Raw genomic sequence first — 19,701 nt, forward strand, 5'->3', positions numbered from 1 at the left:
AATGTCTCGTCCTTTTTGTATATTTAATCCTATTTCTTGTTGATTATATCCTTTGGCTTCAGTTTTAGCTGTTCATACTCATTAGGAATTCGTCGTTGTCTTTGGTTTTTTCCATACGATCTTTTACGAAATCCATAGCTTCTATCGGGTTCATATCAGCCAGATATTTGCGGAGTATCCACATGCGATCCAATGTTTGCTTATCCTGCAACAGATCATCACGACGAGTGCTGGAAGCAACAATGTTGACTGCAGGGAAAATACGTTTGTTGGACAGGTTGCGGTCGAGTTGCAACTCCATGTTACCTGTACCTTTGAATTCTTCGAAGATAACTTCGTCCATTTTAGAACCGGTATCAATCAATGCAGTAGCCAGGATAGTGAGTGAACCACCATTTTCAATATTACGGGCGGCACCGAAGAAACGTTTGGGCTTGTGTAGTGCATTGGCGTCCACACCACCTGAAAGAACTTTACCGGAAGCCGGGGATACCGTATTGTAAGCACGTGCCAGACGAGTGATAGAATCCAGGAAGATAACGACATCATGGCCACATTCTACAAGTCTCTTTGCTTTCTCCAGTACGATACCTGCAATCTTTACGTGACGTTCGGCTGGTTCATCGAAAGTTGAAGCAATCACTTCGGCATTTACGGTACGAGCCATGTCGGTTACTTCTTCGGGGCGTTCGTCGATAAGCAACATGATCATGTAAACTTCCGGATGATTTGCTGCAATTGCATTGGCTATATCTTTCATCAGGATGGTCTTACCGGTTTTAGGCTGTGCCACGATCAATGCACGCTGACCTTTACCGATAGGAGCAAAGAGATCTACTACACGGGCAGACATGGAGTCGGAGTAGCCACCTTTGCATAATCTGAATTTTTCATCGGGGAATAACGGAGTAAGATGCTCAAATGGTACACGATCACGTACGAAAGCCGGATCACGTCCATTGATTTTTCCTACCTTTACCAATGGGAAATATTTTTCTCCTTCTTTCGGCGGACGAATTACACCTTCCACAACGTCACCTGTTTTCAGTCCGAACAATTTAATTTGGGATTGTGATACGTAAATATCATCCGGTGAAGAAAGATAATTGTAATCGGAAGAACGAAGGAACCCGTAACCATCCTGCATAATTTCCAGTACACCGGTACCGGTCAAGATATCATCGAATTCGTATACTTTTTCGCGCTCAATTACCGGTCTGCGTTCTTGCACAGGAGCATAGTTATCACCAGCATTTTGCTGCGCGGGACGTTGTTGCTGAACAGGACGCGGGTTGTTGTTACGATTATTATTGTTGTTATTATTATAAGGAGTATTATTATTGTCGCGAGGACGAAGGCGTGGGCGTTGTGCGGTTGCAGGCGTGGGTTCTGCTACGGGTGCTATAGGAGTCTCGGCTTTGGTAGCTTCGAATTTGCCCAGCAGTTCTGAAGGGAGCTCTATTTTCTCAGTCGGGAGATCTTCGATGGGAATGAAGTCATCTTCGGGTTCTGATAAGATAGGACTGTCCTCTATTACGACTTTCTTAACTACTTTAGGTGCTTCGGTTTCAAAGTTCAATTCAGGTTCAGCTTTTTTAGGCTCTTCCTTCTTTGCAACAGGCATAGGTGCGGGTATGGGAGCTTTTTCTTCCGTCTTGGTTTTGCGCGGACGCCCCGGTTTACGTTTCGGAGTAGCGTCTTCGGCTTTTTCGGGAGCGGATGCAGTGGTTACAACTGCTTCAGGAGCTTTCTCAGCTACCGGTGCTTTTGTTGCCTCAGCTACTGGTTGTACCTTGGCAGCTGCAACTGTGGTTTCAGCTTTTGCCTTAGTGAGGTCACCATTTTTGTTGGCGGTGAAGACTTTGTCAGTACTCTCTTTTTTTACGGTTACGCGGGTACGTTTTTGTTGTCTATCCACTTTACGCTCTTCTTTCAGCTTTTCAGCAGCAACCTTTTTGGTAGCACCTGCGATGGCTTGTTCATCAAGTATCTTGTAAACAAGTTCTTCTTTTTTTAGTGAGTCTGTCTTTTTAATACCCAGTTCTTGGGCAATAGATTGAAGTTCCGACAAATTTTTGTCGTTCAATTGAATGATATTATACATACAGTATATATGTGAATGGTTTAAAATTTCTTTTGTTATTGGACAGATATGTTCACACGGCTGCGGTTGTCGTCACAAGCAACGTGGCAAATATACCTTTATTTAATATAATGATTATGGGATATTTATTATTGAACCGGAAAACTGTTAGCTACCCGCACTTAGGAGTTTACAGAATGTTTCAACGGTGCAAAGGTAATAAATATTTTTGGTTTCATAAACAATTCGTCTTTTTTTTAATTTTAAAACTTTATCTTTGCTTGATAAACCAAGAAAAAGCGCATATATTTATGGATATAAACGAAGTTCATTTCATCTATTTTTCGCCTACTCGTACATCTAAACAAGTTGGCGAGGCAATTGTTCGCGGAACAGGATTAACAAATGTTGTTACTACGAATTTAACACTGCATACTGCTGAGGTAGATATTCCGGAGAATACACTGACTGTTATTGCTGTGCCAGTGTATGGTGGCAAGGTAGCTCCTTTGGCTATGGAACGTTTGCAGGGTATTCGTGCGTCAGGATCTCCAGTTGTGTTGGTAGTAGTCTATGGTAACCGCGCGTATGAAAAGGCTTTGATAGAATTGGACGCATTTGCTTCTGCCCAGGGTTTCAAAGTTATTGCCGGGGCTACTTTTGTGGGAGAACATTCGTATAGTACGGAACAAAATCCAATAGCCCCAGGGCGTCCGGATGCAAATGATTTGCAATATGCGGAGGAATTTGGTGCGAAGATACGGACGAAAATAAATGCCGCCGTTGATATGGAACACTTGTATCCGGTGGATGTGAACCGTATTCAGCGCCCGCGCCAGCCTTTTCTGCCTTTGTTCAAGTTTCTGCGCCGGGTGATAAAGTTGCGTAAAAGTGGTGTTCCTTTGCCGCGTGTACCGGAAGTGAATGCGGAACTTTGCACGCATTGTGGCGTTTGCGCTGTACATTGTCCTTCGGGAGCTATCCTGAAAGGTGACGAATGTAATACGATTGCCGAAAAGTGCATAAAGTGTTGTGCATGTGTCAAAGGATGTTCGTTCAAGGCGCGGACGTATGATACTCCGTTTGCTTCGTTGCTTTCAGACTGCTTTGTGCGACAGAAAGAGGACCGGATTATTTTATAGCTTTAATCCTACATGCAATAAACTCCTTTCATTCAGAATTTCTACAGAATTCTCCGATACATTTGTGTCTGTATTTAAAATTAGGAACTATGAAATTATTGATAGTAGAGGATGAACGTGAGTTGTCCGACAGCATTGTGAGCTTTCTGTGTCGGGAAGATTATCTGTGCGAACAAGCCTTTTCTTTTGCTGAGGCTGCCATGAAGGTAGAACTCTACGAATATGACTGTATCTTGCTGGATTTAATGCTTCCCGGAGGAAATGGATTGGATGTGCTGCGAAAAATAAAAAGTACATCGCCTCAGACGGGAGTTATCATCGTGTCGGCAAAGGATTCTTTAGACGATAAAGTGGCGGGACTGAAGATCGGTGCGGACGATTATTTAGCCAAGCCTTTTCATCTGCCGGAATTGAGTATGCGTATTTTTGCTTTGTTGAGGAGGAAATGTTTTACGAACAGCAACACTTTACAGAATGGTCCGATAAGTATTGATTTGCTTGGTAAGGTGGTTAGTGTCGGAACTGTCACGCTTGATTTGACCAAAACAGAATATGAACTTCTGTTATTCCTTATTGAAAACCGTCGTCGTGTTGTTTCTAAGAGTGCATTGGCCGAACATCTTAGCGGGGACATGGCGGATATGATGAATGACTTTAACTTCGTCTATGCCCACATCAAAAACTTAAAAGCGAAAATGGCGGATGTGGGTATGGCAGATTGCATTAAGACATATTATGGAACCGGATATAAATGGGCTATAGAATCATGAAAAGTCTTTTGCATAAAACACTCTCGCAGTTCCTTGTCTGTACGGTGGCAATCTTTATACTAGCCACTCCCTTGTTTTTCCTGCTCACCAAGTATTTCTATGCGGAGGATATGATAGACATTATCGAGGCGGTGCAATTGGGGACGTCTATTCCACACATTGACTTAGAACGGGATATTATGGTGGGAATGATGCTTCAGTTCCTGCTTATTTTTCTGGTTCTCAGCCTTGCTTTGTTTATTATGATGCGTTTCATTACACATTGCCTGTGGTTGCCGTTTGATGACACGTTGCAGAAGACAGAACAGTTCAACTTGGCGCAAAGTGCAGTGCCTCAGTTTCAGAAAACCGAAATAAAAGAATTTGCCCGGCTCAACAATTCGTTGGCAAAGCTGATGCAGAAAGATAAGGAGATTTATCGTATACAGAAAGAGTTTACCGAGAATGCTTCGCATGAACTCCAAACACCTATTTCTATTATTCGCAGTAAACTGGACTTGTTGATGCAGGAAGAACTGGACGAGCGGTCAATGAATCTTGTTTCCGATCTTTACGACCTCAATACCCGGATGGAACATTTGAATCGCAATTTACTACTCTTGGCAAAAATAGAGAATTCACAGTACACAGAGATGGAGGAGGTCGACTTAGGCAGCTTTATTCGTGAGTCAATGCCTACTTACAATGTACTGCACAGTGATTTGAACATTTCATTCCTTGACCAGCGTACGTGCCATGTTGTGCACAATGTGAACACAATTCTGTTAAGTTGCCTGCTGAATAACCTTGTTGTCAATGCCATTCGCCATACTGCTGCAATGAATGGAGAGATTAGACTTTTGCTTTGCAATAGCTATTTTACGGTCAGTAATCCGGCGGATGGAGTATCTCTTAATGCCCGTACACTTTTCCAGCGTTTCAGTTCTGATGATACAAAGACGTCCGGGAATGGACTTGGACTTTCTATTGCGAAAGCTATTTGCGACTATCATGGTTGGAGGTTGCAGTACGTTTTCGAAGAGAATCACCATGTATTTTCAGTGCATTTTAGGTGATTTGTTGGTGAAATTATTTCAAAGCTTTTCGGTTATGAATTAATTCACCACAGATTACACAGATTGACACAGATCCTATTTTGCTGATTATTAGATTAATAAATCTGTGTGAATCTGTGGTGAGTCTTATTCATTCCTTTTCCGATATGAGCTATATAGGAGTGCTGAAAAGGATGTAACTGTCTGTGTGATAATGCACTTGGTGTTCCACTAAGATCAGTCGTAGTGGAACACGAGTTCAGTCCTAGTGGGAAGTGGCTTCAGTCGTAGTGGGAAGTACCTTCAGTCCTAATGGGAACTATCCTCAGTCGTAGTAGGAAAATAGCTCGCTATACAGTTGTAAATTCCTCTAATGGGAAATGAATGAATTCCGTTAACGGCTTTTCGATAATCAGTTGACGTATCCTAAAAGATCTCCTCAAAAAGATTATCTTCCCCGATAAAATTCAAAATGTCTTCTAATTTGCCTTTTACTTTTGCCTCAGAATTTTGAGATAAAAGAAAGAAAAGGTATGAAAAGATTTGTTTTAGGCATCGTGGTCATTTGTTGGATTACGATTGTATTCGCTGCAGGAAATGGCAGTAAAGTGACAGGAATCTTAAGTGGTAAAACGAATAAAGCACCGGTGGAGTTTGCCACGATAGCTTTGTACGAGGCAACAACAAAAAAACTTGTGACGGGAGCTATGACAGATTCTACCGGATGCTTTCATCTGGAAGATGTGCCAACGGGTCGTTATTATCTGGTGGGTAGTTATGTCGGTTATGGTGAAACACAATCTGAAATGTTCATCGTGGGTAATGGTAATCAGACGGTTGATGTCGGTGTATTATGGATTGACGATAAAGGTCAGGTATTGAATGAAGTGGTGGTAGCCGGGCGAAAATCCACTTTTGTGCCTAAACTGGATCGTAAGGTATTTAATGTCGGACAGGATTTGATGAGTTCGGCAGGCTCGGCAAGCGATTTGATGCAGAATATTCCTTCGGTGGAGGTGGATTTGGAAGGTACGGTCAGCCTGCGTGGTAATGAGAATGTGACTATCCTTATTAATGGAAAACCATCCGCACTGATGAGCGGCAGGACACGGACTGATGCTCTGAATCAACTTGCCGCAAACAGTATCGAACGTATCGAGGTAATTACTAATCCTTCGGCAGAGTATAAACCCGATGGTGTGAGCGGTATTATTAACATCGTATTGAAAAAGGAGGGCAAGGCGGGACTGAATGGCACTTTGACGGCGAATACCGGTAGCCACGACCGTTACAATGCCGGAGTGAATTTGAATTACGGCATCAATGGGGTGAATTTCTTTGGTGGTTATGCTTTCCGGCAAGATCGCTATGACCGTAGTATTTTTGACAATCGTACATCGCCCACGGAATACATTAACCAGACGACCCTCGGTACAGGGCGTCCCGTGTCGCACACATTACGACTTGGAATGGGAGCAAACCTTTCGACTCATGATGTCATGGAAATTTCGGGAAGCTATAATCGCCGTCATTTCCTGCGAAGTGAGCGTATAGAATCTGTTACGGAAGATATAAATCATCATTTGGAAGATTTTTATTTTCGCAATCGCAGGGCTGATGCCAGAGAGAATATGTGGGAAGGAAACTTTCTTTATACCCACACCTATGGAAAGGGCAATGAATGGAGTGTGAACTATACTTATTCTTCCGAAAGTGAAGACGAACAGAATGAATATTCTACCATGCAAATGGAGAATGACACTAAAGACAATGAGTGGGTATGGGATGCCAATTATTTACATATCGGAAAAGTGCATTGGCAGCATCATTTGTCGGAATGGACAAAACTATCGGCAGGTTATGAACTGGAAGCGCTTCGTGCCGAACAGAATTATCATGTGGAGAATTGGGATGGTGCATCTTTCATTCCTGATCTTGACCGCACAAGTGATTTTACCCATCATCGCACCCTTCATTCTTTCTTCGCTACTTTAGAAATGAATCCGGGAGAGTGGAGTCTTATGGCCGGACTGCGTGGAGAATATGCTGATATCCGGAACAATCTTTATTCTCTTGACAGCATCACGAGGCAGTACTATACCAATATTTATCCTACGTTACACGCCTCCCGCAAACTGAATGAGCACAATGAACTCCAACTAAGCTATAGCCTTCGTGTGAACCGTCCCGAAGGTAATGATATGAATCCATTTGCCGAGCGTATCAATCCACTCAGTCTTTCGGCAGGTAATCCTGATTTGAAACCGGAAAAGATACATTCGGTGGAGGCGGGATGGCTGTGGCACAATGATACAAATGCATCGTTGATGACTACAGTCTATTATCGCTATCTTACCAATCAGATTACCGAAGTATCACGCTATATAGACGGTGGCGTACTGCTGACTACTAAAGAGAATCTGGATAAGAGTCACAATGCAGGATTGGAGCTGATCTGGAGTTATTCTATCAATCGTTGGCTCTCTTTTAACTGGAATGCAAACGGATATTTCAATCAGATCAATGCAGAAAAGTTGGGCTTTTCACGACACAGGAATACTTTCTCGTGGAGCACGTTGTTCAATGCCAACTTCATGCCGTTCAAATATTATATGATGCAGCTCAATGCACGTTATCGTTCTGCCACACTGGTGCCGCAAGGTCGTAGGGATGCCGATTATTGTATCAATCTGGGTATGAAGTATGATATTCCGAGTATCAATCTTTCCGTATTGGCTTCGGTTACTGATTTGTTTGATACCTATCGGAAGTCGTATACGCTTGATACACCCGAACTGAAACAGAAGGTAGAAAAACGCCGTAATCCCCGTATTTTCTATATCGGCGTTTCTTATACATTTGGTGGAAACAAGAGCAAAAAACACACAGCGAAGTTAGAATATGATGAGAGTATGTAAAATCCTTATATTACTTGTACTTTGTACATTTACAGTAATTGGACAAGCACAGGAGGATTCTGTCAAAACGGATACGGTTCGGGTAATGGATAATAATCCATACCGTTTCCGCATCCGGCAGGTCATTTTACCTGCAACTTTGATTGGAGTGGGGATTATCGGGTTGGAAAGCCATTGGCTGCAATATCAGAACCGGGAGTTACGTGACGAGCTACGGGAAAACATTGACAGCAAATTTACGATTGATGATTTTTCGCAGTATGCTCCGATGTTTGCTGTTTATGGCTTGAATTTGTGTGGTGTAAAAGGAAGGCATAGCTTTACGGATCGTACCATAATCCTTGCTACTGCCTATGCACTAATGGGTATCACCGTAAACACATTTAAAATGACGGCCAGTGTAGAGCGTCCTGATGGAAGTAGCCGTAACTCCTTCCCGTCGGGGCATACCGCAACCGCTTTTATGGGTGCGGAGTTTTTGCGTAAGGAATATTGGGACGTTTCTCCATGGATAGGTGTTGCCGGGTATGCAGTAGCTGCTGGTACAGGCTTCTTTCGTATGTATAACAATCGTCATTGGCTGACAGATGTGCTTACCGGAGCCGGAATCGGAATACTGAGTACTCAGGCGGCTTATTGGCTTTATCCAACTATTACAAAGACTTTCTTCCGTAAGCGGTATAAGAATATATTTATTTCTCCTTATTTCTCAAAAGAAGAAAAAGGAGTAAGTTGTCATATCGCTTTCTAAAGGATACTCGTTGCAATTAATAAGGAATAAACTTCAGAATAATAACTTTCTGTGTTTGGTCGTCTATTCTGAAACGATTATCAGTACGTTCGCCTATCAACCAAATGATATGGGAGCCACTGCAAAGCACCCATTGTTGCTCTTTGCGGGAAAGGGAGAATTTTCGATCAGTAAGGTAGTCACTGACCTTTTTTCGCCCAGTCATACCAAAGGGAACGAATGTGTCGCCTTGTCGGTAGTGTCTGACTGTGAGAGGTTGTTTTAGTTTGTCTGCATCGAAGCAAGCAGTGTTTCGGTCACGGGGAATGATGAAATCATCTGTGACTTCTAATTCTTCCATTGTCAAACGGAAGGGTAGGGCAGGATCATCTGGAGAAAAGACTGTTGAAACATCTTCTGAACAGATCGGTTCTAACAGTAGAAGCTCTCGATCTTTAATCACGCGCCATTCTCCACTGAGGAATATTTTCCCCGGTTGCCCATTCAGAGAGGTGAAAATATCTTTGATCTGTGCACTGTTAAATCCTAATGGAGATAAGATCTCAAATAATAAGGTTTCCGGTGCAGATTCTTGGAGCAAAACACTGATCAGGATACCTTGTTCGGTTTGCACTTTCTGCTTGCCTTCTTCTATTCCTTTTTTATATAAGAGAGCTGCATCATTCAGATGTTCTGCAGTGCGGAGAAGGCTTTCTTTTACAGAGGGATTGATTTCCTGCATAAGTGGCAAGAGGTTGAGGCGTATCTTGTTGCGTGTATATTCGTCTTGCAGGTTAGTGCTGTCCGTTACGTAAGATTGTCCGATTTCTTGTAGGTATTCGGTTATTTCTTTCCGGTCGAGGCATAACAAGGGGCGGACAATGTTTCCGTTTTTGGGACGGATACCCAATAGTCCGTTGATGCCTGTTCCACGGATAAGGTTGAGCAGGAGAGTTTCTACACTATCATCTTTATGATGGGCCACGGCGATAACGTTGGCTCCTTGTTGTAGACGGAGCTGCTCAAACCAAGCATAACGTAATTCCCGTGCTGCCATTTCAATGGATATGTGGCGCTTTTCCGCTTCTTCCGTGGTTTGGAAATGTTGGACATGTAACGGAACTTCCAACTGCAAGCATAGTTCGCGGACAAACATTTCATCTCGAACCGACTCATCGCCCCGCAGATGGAAATTGCAATGTGCCGCCTCGCAGGTGTACCTCATAGCAAGAAGTAGACGCAACAAAGCTACTGAGTCCGCTCCGCCACTCAGCGTTACCAGTATTTTGTCTTCTCGTGTGAAAAGCTTCTCCTGATCAATATATTGCGCTATTTTCTTTATATTCATAATGGTGCAAAGATAATATTAACGGATTGAATTCTTTCTAATTCTTCGGAACAAAGTGGAGAATGGAGAATATTTCTCCTTATTTAAAAACAATCTAAATAATTTGTAGGCTAAATACAAATCATTTATCTTTGCATCCAAATTAAAGAAAGAGAGAAGACTATGCGTTTATCCGAATTAAAAACTGGAGAAAAAGGTGTAATCGTTAAAGTACTGGGGCATGGCGGTTTCCGCAAACGAATTGTAGAAATGGGTTTTATTAAAGGCAAGACTGTAGAGGTTTTGCTGAATGCCCCGCTGAAAGACCCAATAAAATACAAAGTAATGGGGTATGAAATCTCTTTGCGCCGACAGGAGGCAGGGATGATTGAAATACTCAGCGAACATGAGGCGAAAGAGCAAGTGACAAAACCGAATTATCATCCGGGAATGAGTGAAGATATTTATCCGGGGGAAGAAGAACTGAAACGTATCGCTCTTGGTAAACGCCGCACCATTAATGTTGCATTAGTGGGTAATCCAAATTGTGGAAAAACTTCTCTGTTTAATATTGCTTCCGGTTCACACGAACATGTTGGTAACTACAGCGGCGTTACAGTGGATGCTAAGGAAGGTCATTTTAATTTCCAAGGTTATCATTTCCGCATAGTCGATTTGCCGGGTACATATTCGCTATCAGCATATAGTCCTGAAGAAATGTATGTCCGTCATCATATTATTGATGAAACACCGGACATTGTTATCAATGTGGTAGATTCGTCCAATCTGGAACGTAATCTGTACCTCACTACCCAGTTGATTGACATGAACGTGCGTATGGTGATGGCGCTCAATATGTACGATGAACTGGAAGCCAGTGGCAACACGCTGGATTACATGAAACTGAGTGAACTCTTTGGTGTTCCTATGGTTCCTACCGTTTCGCGTACGGGCAAAGGCATCGAAGATCTTTTTCACGTTGTTATCAGTATTTACGAAGGTGCCGACTTCCTCGATCAGAAAGGCAAGGTACGTGCAGAAGTGTTGAATGACCTGCGTGAATGGCATCGGGAGTATGTGCCCGGCTATACCGGTGGGGCTCATAAAGAAGAAGAAGTACGTCATCATGGATTCTATCGTCATATTCACATTAACCACGGTCCTGAACTGGAACGCAGCATTGAAGAGGTGAAGCGGGTGATTAGTGAGAATGAGGGTATCCGTCATAAGTATTCTACCCGCTTTCTTGCCATCAAACTTCTGGAGAATGATCCGGATTTGGAAACGCTGATTAAAACTTTACCCAACGGCAAAGAAATCATAGATGTCCGTGATCAGGAAAGCCGCCGTATCCGAGACGTGCTGAATGAGGATTGCGATCAGGCAATTACCGATGCAAAATATGGTTTTATATCCGGTGCACTGAAAGAAACCTTTGTGGATAATCACTTGGATAAAGAACATACTACACGTGTGATAGACTCTATCGTAACGCACCGTGTGTGGGGATTCCCCATTTTCTTCCTGTTCATGTATCTCATGTTCGAAGGGACGTTCGTGCTTGGCGAATACCCGATGATGGGTATCGAATGGCTGGTAGAAACTCTCGGTAACTTTATACATGCCAATATGGCGGACGGACCGTTGAAAGATCTATTGGTAGATGGTATTGTAGGTGGTGTTGGTGGTGTGATTGTCTTCCTGCCAAACATTCTTATTCTTTATTTTTGTATATCGTTGATGGAAGACTCCGGTTATATGGCGCGTGCTGCATTTATCATGGATAAGATTATGCATAAGATGGGGCTGCATGGTAAATCCTTCATTCCTCTGATTATGGGTTTCGGATGTAACGTACCTGCTATTATGGCTTCGCGCACTATTGAGAACCGTAAAAGCCGACTTATTACCATGCTCGTCAATCCGTTGATGTCATGTAGTGCTCGCCTGCCTATTTATTTGTTGCTGGTAGGTGCATTTTTTCCGAACAATGGTAGTTTGATACTGTTATTAATATATTCAATAGGTATTCTGTTGGCGGTATTGCTGGCGCGTTTATTCAGCCGTTTTCTGGTGAAGGGGGATGATACTCCGTTCGTAATGGAGCTTCCGCCTTACCGTTTACCGACAGCAAAAGCTATTTTCCGTCACACGTGGGAGAAGGGGGCACAATATCTTCGTAAAATGGGAGGTATTATCATGATAGCTTCCATCGTAATATGGGCATTGGGATATTATCCTGACCATGATGCGTATGAAACGGTTGCCGAACAGCAGGAGAATTCCTACATCGGACAGATAGGAAAGGCTATGGAGCCGGTGATTGCACCTTTGGGTTTTGACTGGAAACTTGGTATCGGTATACTTTCAGGTGTGGGCGCTAAGGAATTAGTGGTAAGTACACTGGGCGTGCTTTATACGAATGATGCTGAAGCAGATGCCGTAAGTCTTGCCGAACGTATTCCGATTACACCGTTGGTAGCTTTCTGTTATATGGTGTTTGTATTGATCTATTTCCCATGTATAGCTACGATTGTAGCAATCAAGCAAGAATCTGGTAGCTGGAAATGGGCATTATTTACGGCAGTGTATACCACGCTGCTTGCGTGGGTAATGGCATTTGCCATTTATAGAATAGGAGGATTATTTGTATGATGAATTGGCAACAATGGGTAGTTGCAATCCTGTTACTGTTGTGTATTGTCCGAATCGGATGGGGAATTTATGCTTTTTTTCGCCGGACAAGAGAAAATGGTAATCCATGTGCAAATTGCGTAACCGGTTGTGACTTAAAGCGATTGATGGATGAGAAGCGTGCAGAGTGTAGTGCGACGAAAAAAGAAAAGAAGAAAAATTGCTGCGGATAGTTGGAATTTCCAAAAAATGTACTACCTTTGCAACCGCAAATGAGAAAGATTGGTTCCTTGGATGAGTGGCTTAGTCAGCGGTCTGCAAAACCGTGTACGGCGGTTCGAATCCGCCAGGAACCTCAAAACGAACAAAATGCCCTGAGTAGAAATACTCGGGGCATTTGTTGTTTATTGACCTTCAGTAACTTAGCTACCCCGCCATTTGGGTAGAAAATCGTGCGAGTGTAGACCGAATGTAGTCCGAGCCTCCTAAAACGATACGATTGTAGCACATGAAAAGTATTAATTTTAGGTTTTTCCCTATCAATAATTATAGAATTCACCAGTTAGTTATCATTTTCCCATATTACTTTTGTTACAAACCAAAAGAAATACGCCATGAAAAAGATTCTATTCATCCTATTTACAGTTCAGTTTGTTTTGGCTCCCCATATAACGAAGAGCTATAGTGTTAATTCTATCGAGGATCGTTACGAATATTCGATAGTCAATCAAGAAAAGAAAACAGTCAAAAAAGACATTTTAGGCAATACGATTATTGAAGATGATAATGGTAATAAGATTACGATTAAAAAAGATATTCTGGGAAATATTATTATTGAAGGTAATAATGGTGATAAGATTACAATCAAAAAAGACATTTTAGGAAATATTACTATTGAAAACAATAATGGTAATAAGAAAACTATTAAAGAAGATATTTTAGGGAATACGATTATTGAGGACAATAATGGCAATAGGAAGACTGTCAAAAAAGATATCTTTGGCAATACTATTATTGAAGACAATAAAGGGCACAAGCAGATTATCAAAAAGGATATATTTGGAAATTCCACTATCGAAGACTATTAGGTAGACATTCTTTTCCATCTTGTTTTCTTCCCTTTCGGAAAAAAGTATCCATGAACCCTAATTGTTCATGGATACCATTCCGTTCGCATGGCTGAATATTCCTTGATCAATCAGCAATTGTATAGTCTGTTCCGTTACCATATCTAGATTGTTTCCTTTCCTACTGAAACCGAGAAGTTGGGAAGTCAGCCGTTTCAGATCTTCAGTCGGCATAGATATCTGTTGCTCTATGGCATAGCGGGCGGCGCTCATTACTTCCAGGATTGGAATATCCAGAATATCGCGTTTGGAGTTGATGCGATAAAAGTCGCAGTCTTTAGCTTTCTCTTCATCTTCCCAGTAAATTATAGTATCTCCCGATAAAGGGTCTTTATATGCATCTTCAAGAAGATTGTCGATAAATACCTGTAAACGGGTGGTAACCCTTGTTAGATTCCAAATTCGTAATATTCTTTTATATAGCAGAGTATTTGTTATGGGTTGTTCAATCTTGACTATTTGTTGAAGTTGTTTTTTAACTTGATAGGAGGAAGCCATTACGGTATCGATATCTGTACTGTAGCCTATATCGGGCAAGTCAGCAAATATATATTCTCTTTCTCGATTGTTCACTAACTCTACAACAGGTTCATTCTCTATACTGAATGTTTTCAGAACATTATTCTCTATCGGAAGAGGAGGCTGTTCTTCTACTTTTGTGTTTTTTAAATCTTCCAGCTTTTTGATAATGCGCTCCACGACGTTCTCCTTATGTTCAAACCAGTCGACGGACCATACACGCATTACATTCCAGTGGAGCATCTGCAAAACATTCGGTTGTACTATTTCACGGTCCCTTGTAGTCTTGGTTTCATAATAGTTTCTGCCGTCACACAATATCCCTAGAATATATGTATCCGGTTGCAATGGATTGACAATCGCTAAATCCACCTTAAAGTTTGACCGTCCTACCAGAGTATCCACTTTATAACCACGCTGAGTAAGTTCCTGTGCAATTAAAGTAATAAGATTACTTTGTTGCAGGTTCTGTAGTTGGATGGCCGGAACAGGTGAGGTGCCGCGTTCTGCAAATTCAAGGAACCTCTTTAAGCCTTCCACACCTTTGGACTTTGTACGTTTCAAATCTATTTGTTCGGAGCGTAAGGTTGAGAAGATAATCATTTCATAACGTGCACGCGATACGGCTACATTCAGACGACGTTCGCCACCTTGATTATTCAATGGTCCGAAATTCATAGATACATTGCCATTCCTGTCCGGACCGTATCCTATAGAGAAAAGAATAATATCCCGTTCATCACCTTGCACATTCTCCAGATTCTTGATGAAAATAGGCTCATTACTTTGGAAAGCTTTTTCTTCCAATTCGGGATATTTGTTCAGTTCCTCAATGAGCATATCTTCTATCAAATTTTGCTGTACTTGGCTGAAAGATACGACGCCTATGCTTTTTTCAGGAACTTCAGGTGTACGTAGCCGGTTCAGTATTTCTTTCACAATGGCTTCAGCTTCGGCATGATTGCTGCGTGTACGTCCTTTATCATATGTACCATCTACCTGAACTAAACGTACTTTTGAAACTCTGTCATCCACAGAAGGAAAAGTATATAGCTTTCCATTGTAATACTGAGAATTACTGAAAGCAATCAGACTTTCGTGTTTGCTCCGATAGTGCCAAGTCAGATAACGGGATGGAATGGATAACGAGATGCAATCATCCAGAATGCTCTCCATATCGTCAAATTCAGCTTCTTCCTCGTCTACTTGTGAAGAGGAGAAGAAACTTGTCGGAGGCATTTGCTTGGGATCACCTACTACGACTAATGCGTTGCCGCGGGCTATTGCACCGACTGCCTCGCTGGTAGGCATCTGTGATGCTTCGTCGAAAATAACAAGATCGAACTTCTCTGCATCCAGATCGATATACTGAGCCACTGATATCGGACTCATCAACATGCATGGACATAGCTTGGACAACAGAGTTGGTATCTGGTCTATAATTCTCCGGATAGATGTGCCGCGTCCTCCATTTGAAATGTTCCTTTTTAGAATTCCTATTTCGGAACTGGAGGCGGCTTCCATTGTTAGTGATGGTATTCTGGCTGCTAATCTACAGTATAGTTCTTTTTTACTCAACTCCTGAAAATCGATAGTCAGTTGTTTGTATTTACTGATCATTTCCTCAAATAGCAACCCGTTGAAAAGGCGTAAAGTTTCGTCCGCATCAACGGTTTTTAGAGCTAATTGGTGATAAACGCCTTTCATATACGCATTAGAAGCTTCCGATCCGCTTTTATGCTTATCTGTTATATAGTTGATAACTACGGTTAAATGAAGAGATTCCAATTCTCTCTTACGGATGCACCATTGTCCCCAATCTTTAATCTTATTGAAGTGAGTTAGCCAGGTATTCAGTAGAACCGGTAGTTTCACTTCAAGATTATTATCCGGCAGTTGTATGTAGCATAAACCTTTTATTTCATTGAGAACCGTATTCAACTCGTTGGATGTATCGATTAGTTGCCTGAATGTATCTTTATTAGACTGTTGGAATGCGTTCCAGTCAATACTGATTTTATTTGCAAATTGATTCAGAACTTCTGCGAATGGCTGTTGAACGATTGCTGCGTATTCCGATAAAGTGTTGTAAATTATCGGAAGATTCTTAAGTATAGAATCAATATCATCCCATTTCTCTTTGCTCTTTCTTCCTAAGAAGCCGAAAGAAGATGATAATTCGGAAGATTGTTCTTGAATGATCTTATTATTCTTTTGATAAGCATTGAGCTTTTCTAACAGGCTTGGTATTTGTGCTGCCTGCAAACTTATATTGTAAAGTCTGAGCTTTTTCAGATAAGAACGTTTGGCAAAGAATTTAGGTAAGAACCATTTCAATTCGATAGCTTTCCATTCTTGTTGGAGGGCAAATGCATTTTCTCCCAGAATTTGAGGTGCATACTCTTTACCCAGTTCAGCTTGTAACTGATCTCGCTTACGACCGGACAGGATAATATCTTTCCATTCTTCTATCAAGTCGGTATTACCACCCATTTCCAATAACGTTTTATTCAGATATGGGATGGATAGAAGCTGGTTACATATCTTGCCCATCCAGTTGATCCCATCCCAATTATCAGGTATCGAGATTCCCAGACTATTTGAAAGCAACTTTCTGTTAGCGGTAATCGAGGTGAATAAATTAATAAAGCGCCTGATTCCGGCTTGTAATTTCTGAGAGTTCTCTATGGAAGTATCGTATGGCTCCAGTCCCTTTAACGGGTGATCTTGCGGATGCCCTGTTATCTGAAAAACTGTATCCAGTTCCTGGATATTTTCGCAAAAGTCTATCAGTTGATTTTTGGTGATAGAGGGAAACAGAGAAAAGTCGATAGACAATTCATCTCCCTGTATCGATAAGTAGTTTGTAATGCAATCATAAAGAGAAAAGCCGGAAGCATGGGGATGATGCAATGCTTCCATATAATCGATTAATTTCTTTCTACGCTCAAATAATTGCTTTGAAGTGCTTTCAAACTCGGCTGGAGACTGAATGTGAATGACTTCTATAGCCTTCTGAAGCTGAGCCAGAAAATGAGATTTAGTGACCTTATTAGAATGTAGTTCCAGACAGAACGGATCTAATCCTATCTTAGTCAGACGGTTTTGTACTACAGAAAGTGCCGCCATCTTTTCTGCTACAAACAGCACACGTTTTCCTTTGTACAGGGCATTGGCTATCATATTGGTAATGGTCTGTGATTTACCGGTTCCCGGAGGTCCATGCAATATGAAGCTCTTTCCTTCTCCTGATTCAATAACGGCTTCCAGCTGCGAAGAGTCAACATCAACAGGGATGGCAAAATGGATAGGTTCAAGATTTCTGTCTATTTCTCTGGCGTCAATTTCCGGAGTCGTATCCTGCCATTGAATACGATTTTCCATCAGACTGGCTATAATGGCGTTCTCTTTCAATTTGTCTGCATTGGTATGAATATCGTTCCACATGACAAACTTGTTGAATGAGAATAGCCCCAACATCGATTCTTCCACTACATCCCAACCTTTCATATTACGAATGCAGGTACGAATCGTAGCGAATATCTTTTTCACGTCTACGCCACTATCATCTTTTGGCAACGGATTCAACCCGGAAAGATTAACACTGAACTGTTGTTTCAATAGTTCGACGAGCGTTATGTTCAATATTATTTCTTCGTCTCTGGTGCGGATGATATATCCGCTTGAACCTCCACGGCGCACAATGTCTACCGGTAACAGTAAGATAGGAGCAAAGCGTGGTTTCACGCTCTTAGGAGACTCGTACCACTTCAGGATTCCTAAAACGAGGAACAGTGAATTGGCGCCATTTTCTTCGATGGCGGTTCGCGATGTACGGTATACAAATTTAAGTGAGTTCTGAAGTTCGCTTTCGGTCAGATAAGAACGGAGTTTTTTGTTTCTCAGCTCGCTGATTACTAATTCTTCCAAATTCTCTTTCCATAAAGAAGAATCATAGAGACCAGTCTCACCAGGTTCTATTTTACTTTTAGCGGGACTGGGTAATATCTGGTAGTTTTCTCCGGCTTGCAAATGATCTTCCAGATGGTCAATTTCAAAAGATATGAATGGTATAACCCTTCTACCAAGACGGATGTTAATCAGATTATTGCGTAGAGAAAAATCCAGCAGTTTTCTTTCCCAAATAATCTGCTTGGTTATTTCATCCTTACTGTCCTCCAGTTTTATTTCATACCGGTCCAGTCGGTGTATTCTTTGGGTTACATTCTCATGTTCTATTCCACTGTTTTCTATTTGCCATTCACCGTTATGGTTTATGCGTTGTGGTAATGGACGGATTTTATCCAGTCTGCACCTATATACATCAATAAACAGCTCGAATCTGTTTTCTTCTTTGAGTTCTCTCTGAGCCATTGTAGCAGCTTCTTCAAATGAAATATTTTGAGAAGATGCCAGTGCGGTTGTCTCTACTAATACAATGTCGCTGATGCCATTTGCACTCCCTTTGAGTAAAAAGGAAGCATCATCGCCTACGGTTTGATGATAAATATCTTCTGTAAGCCATGCACCTACCAATATATGTCCTTTCAACAAGACTAAAAGAGGATGAATGCCATTGGCTTCCAGACAGGAAGCATAGAGTAAAGTCAGGTCTATACATGTACCTAGTTTGCTGGTGAGTACATTATCTACCAAGCGGATACGCTGCCCCGAAGTTTCAAAGCTGGCTGGAACTGTAGAATATATTAAAGACTCAGACCGGAGAGCTTCATAAATAGCAGCTACCTGTGCACGTACTCGGTTGGGGTCCTGTGTCTGATACTCGTCTAAGGCAGAGTTTCCGGTCCACTTTTCGAGGAATTGTGAGGCTTTTACGCTTATTCTTGAAAGTATGGGATGATTGGGAGTAACAAATGTAGCTAAGAGTTCGGGCATAATCCTGGAACCGGTCCACTGATCGTATGCCATCAGTTTGATGGGAAATGTTTGCTGATGGGCTATCTCACCGGAAATCGTAATAACCAGATGAAAGATAGTATCGATGCCTTCTGTCAATTCGATTAATTTTACACTTTCAGGTGATATTTCCAGGTTGTTGATTTGAATGTTCTGTCCGTGCGGAATGACTTCGAGAATACTCTCTGAGTACTTAATTAGTTCTCCATCTATCGAAACTTTGATATTGTTCCAATCGACTTCATCACTGTTCATTAGTTCGCAGAAATTGCATGAAGGTACATGGTTGTGTATCATTGCATAATTGATGCATGGCAGGTATTCCAGGTGGATTGTTCCATTGAAGGTGCCTGTAATTGTGTTGTCGTTTCCCATTGTTGTTATAGAATTTAACTGATAAAAGAGGTGATCCCATAATATCATTCCCGGATTCAAAGTTATAAATATAATGCTAATAATCTATACTTTATTTATAATTTAGTGAGATATTTGTCGCTTAT

11 protein-coding genes and 1 tRNA gene are annotated in these 19,701 nt (G+C 41.7%); 9 read left to right on the plus strand and 3 right to left on the minus strand.

The window, feature by feature from the left end; all coding sequences use genetic code 11:
• Window positions 1-64 precede the first annotated feature (64 nt).
• Window positions 65-2,104, minus strand: coding sequence for a transcription termination factor Rho (rho, locus tag K429_RS0120995; protein WP_007213344.1), 2,040 nt, complete (start codon window positions 2,102-2,104; stop codon window positions 65-67).
• A gap of 290 nt (window positions 2,105-2,394) precedes the next feature.
• Between rho and K429_RS0121000 the strand changes: the two genes are divergently transcribed.
• The 5 genes from K429_RS0121000 to K429_RS0121020 all read left to right on the plus strand — a co-directional run bounded on the left by K429_RS0121000 (window position 2,395) and on the right by K429_RS0121020 (window position 8,698).
• Window positions 2,395-3,225: a 4Fe-4S binding protein gene (locus K429_RS0121000; RefSeq protein WP_022209384.1), complete on the plus strand. Its 831-nt coding sequence runs from the start codon at window positions 2,395-2,397 to the stop codon at window positions 3,223-3,225.
• An 89-nt stretch (window positions 3,226-3,314) separates the two neighbouring features.
• Window positions 3,315-3,995: a response regulator transcription factor gene (locus K429_RS0121005; protein WP_007216120.1), complete on the plus strand. Its 681-nt coding sequence runs from the start codon at window positions 3,315-3,317 to the stop codon at window positions 3,993-3,995.
• Entirely contained in the window at window positions 3,992-5,050 is a 1,059-nt protein-coding gene (locus K429_RS0121010) for a HAMP domain-containing sensor histidine kinase (RefSeq protein WP_029327928.1), read from the plus strand. Before K429_RS0121005 ends, K429_RS0121010 begins: the two co-directional genes overlap by 4 nt.
• Before the next feature lie 512 nt (window positions 5,051-5,562).
• A complete protein-coding gene (locus K429_RS0121015; protein ID WP_029327929.1) occupies window positions 5,563-7,947 on the plus strand; it encodes an outer membrane beta-barrel family protein in 2,385 nt (794 codons plus the stop codon).
• Window positions 7,931-8,698 (plus strand): phosphatase PAP2 family protein, encoded by a 768-nt coding sequence (locus K429_RS0121020; RefSeq protein WP_052340675.1) that lies wholly within the window; start codon window positions 7,931-7,933, stop codon window positions 8,696-8,698. The genes K429_RS0121015 and K429_RS0121020 overlap by 17 nt, the downstream gene beginning before the upstream one ends.
• A gap of 16 nt (window positions 8,699-8,714) precedes the next feature.
• Here K429_RS0121020 and tilS read toward each other — a convergent pair whose 3' ends face one another.
• On the minus strand, window positions 8,715-10,025 hold the full coding sequence (tilS, locus tag K429_RS0121025) for a tRNA lysidine(34) synthetase TilS (RefSeq protein WP_029327931.1): 1,311 nt from the start codon (window positions 10,023-10,025) through the stop codon (window positions 8,715-8,717).
• A 162-nt stretch (window positions 10,026-10,187) separates the two neighbouring features.
• Between tilS and feoB the strand changes: the two genes are divergently transcribed.
• The 4 genes from feoB (at window position 10,188) to K429_RS0121045 (ending at window position 13,726) form a co-directional block, all read left to right on the plus strand.
• Window positions 10,188-12,659, plus strand: coding sequence for a ferrous iron transport protein B (gene feoB / locus K429_RS0121030; protein WP_007213352.1), 2,472 nt, complete (start codon window positions 10,188-10,190; stop codon window positions 12,657-12,659).
• Complete coding sequence (locus tag K429_RS31000) at window positions 12,656-12,871, plus strand: hypothetical protein (protein WP_007213353.1); 216 nt, start codon at window positions 12,656-12,658, stop codon at window positions 12,869-12,871. Before feoB ends, K429_RS31000 begins: the two co-directional genes overlap by 4 nt.
• Before the next feature lie 51 nt (window positions 12,872-12,922).
• Window positions 12,923-12,994: transfer RNA gene (locus tag K429_RS0121040), tRNA-Cys, on the plus strand.
• A 258-nt stretch (window positions 12,995-13,252) separates the two neighbouring features.
• Complete coding sequence (locus tag K429_RS0121045; protein ID WP_029327932.1) at window positions 13,253-13,726, plus strand: hypothetical protein; 474 nt, start codon at window positions 13,253-13,255, stop codon at window positions 13,724-13,726.
• A 57-nt stretch (window positions 13,727-13,783) separates the two neighbouring features.
• On the opposite strand, the gene K429_RS0121050 is transcribed toward K429_RS0121045, so the two are convergent.
• Window positions 13,784-19,576 carry a DUF3320 domain-containing protein gene (locus tag K429_RS0121050; protein ID WP_044097014.1) on the minus strand — a complete coding sequence of 1,931 codons (5,793 nt, stop codon included), beginning with the start codon at window positions 19,574-19,576 and terminating at the stop codon, window positions 13,784-13,786.
• Window positions 19,577-19,701: the final 125 nt, after the last annotated feature.

This window comes from Bacteroides sp. 14(A), from assembly GCF_000526555.1.
GTDB lineage: Bacteria > Bacteroidota > Bacteroidia > Bacteroidales > Bacteroidaceae > Bacteroides > Bacteroides cellulosilyticus.

Bases quoted from the DNA above. Each gene is read 5' to 3' on its own strand.
- K429_RS0121050 (WP_044097014.1), bottom strand. From the start codon at position 19,576: ATGGGAAACGACAACACAATTACAGGCACCTTCAATGGAACAATCCAC.
- tilS (WP_029327931.1), bottom strand. From the start codon at position 10,025: ATGAATATAAAGAAAATAGCGCAATATATTGATCAGGAGAAGCTTTTC.
- K429_RS0121045 (WP_029327932.1), top strand. From the start codon at position 13,253: ATGAAAAAGATTCTATTCATCCTATTTACAGTTCAGTTTGTTTTGGCT.
- rho (WP_007213344.1), bottom strand. From the start codon at position 2,104: ATGTATAATATCATTCAATTGAACGACAAAAATTTGTCGGAACTTCAA.
- feoB (WP_007213352.1), top strand. From the start codon at position 10,188: ATGCGTTTATCCGAATTAAAAACTGGAGAAAAAGGTGTAATCGTTAAA.
- K429_RS31000 (WP_007213353.1), top strand. From the start codon at position 12,656: ATGATGAATTGGCAACAATGGGTAGTTGCAATCCTGTTACTGTTGTGT.
- K429_RS0121020 (WP_052340675.1), top strand. From the start codon at position 7,931: ATGATGAGAGTATGTAAAATCCTTATATTACTTGTACTTTGTACATTT.
- K429_RS0121005 (WP_007216120.1), top strand. From the start codon at position 3,315: ATGAAATTATTGATAGTAGAGGATGAACGTGAGTTGTCCGACAGCATT.
- K429_RS0121000 (WP_022209384.1), top strand. From the start codon at position 2,395: ATGGATATAAACGAAGTTCATTTCATCTATTTTTCGCCTACTCGTACA.
- K429_RS0121015 (WP_029327929.1), top strand. From the start codon at position 5,563: ATGAAAAGATTTGTTTTAGGCATCGTGGTCATTTGTTGGATTACGATT.
- K429_RS0121010 (WP_029327928.1), top strand. From the start codon at position 3,992: ATGAAAAGTCTTTTGCATAAAACACTCTCGCAGTTCCTTGTCTGTACG.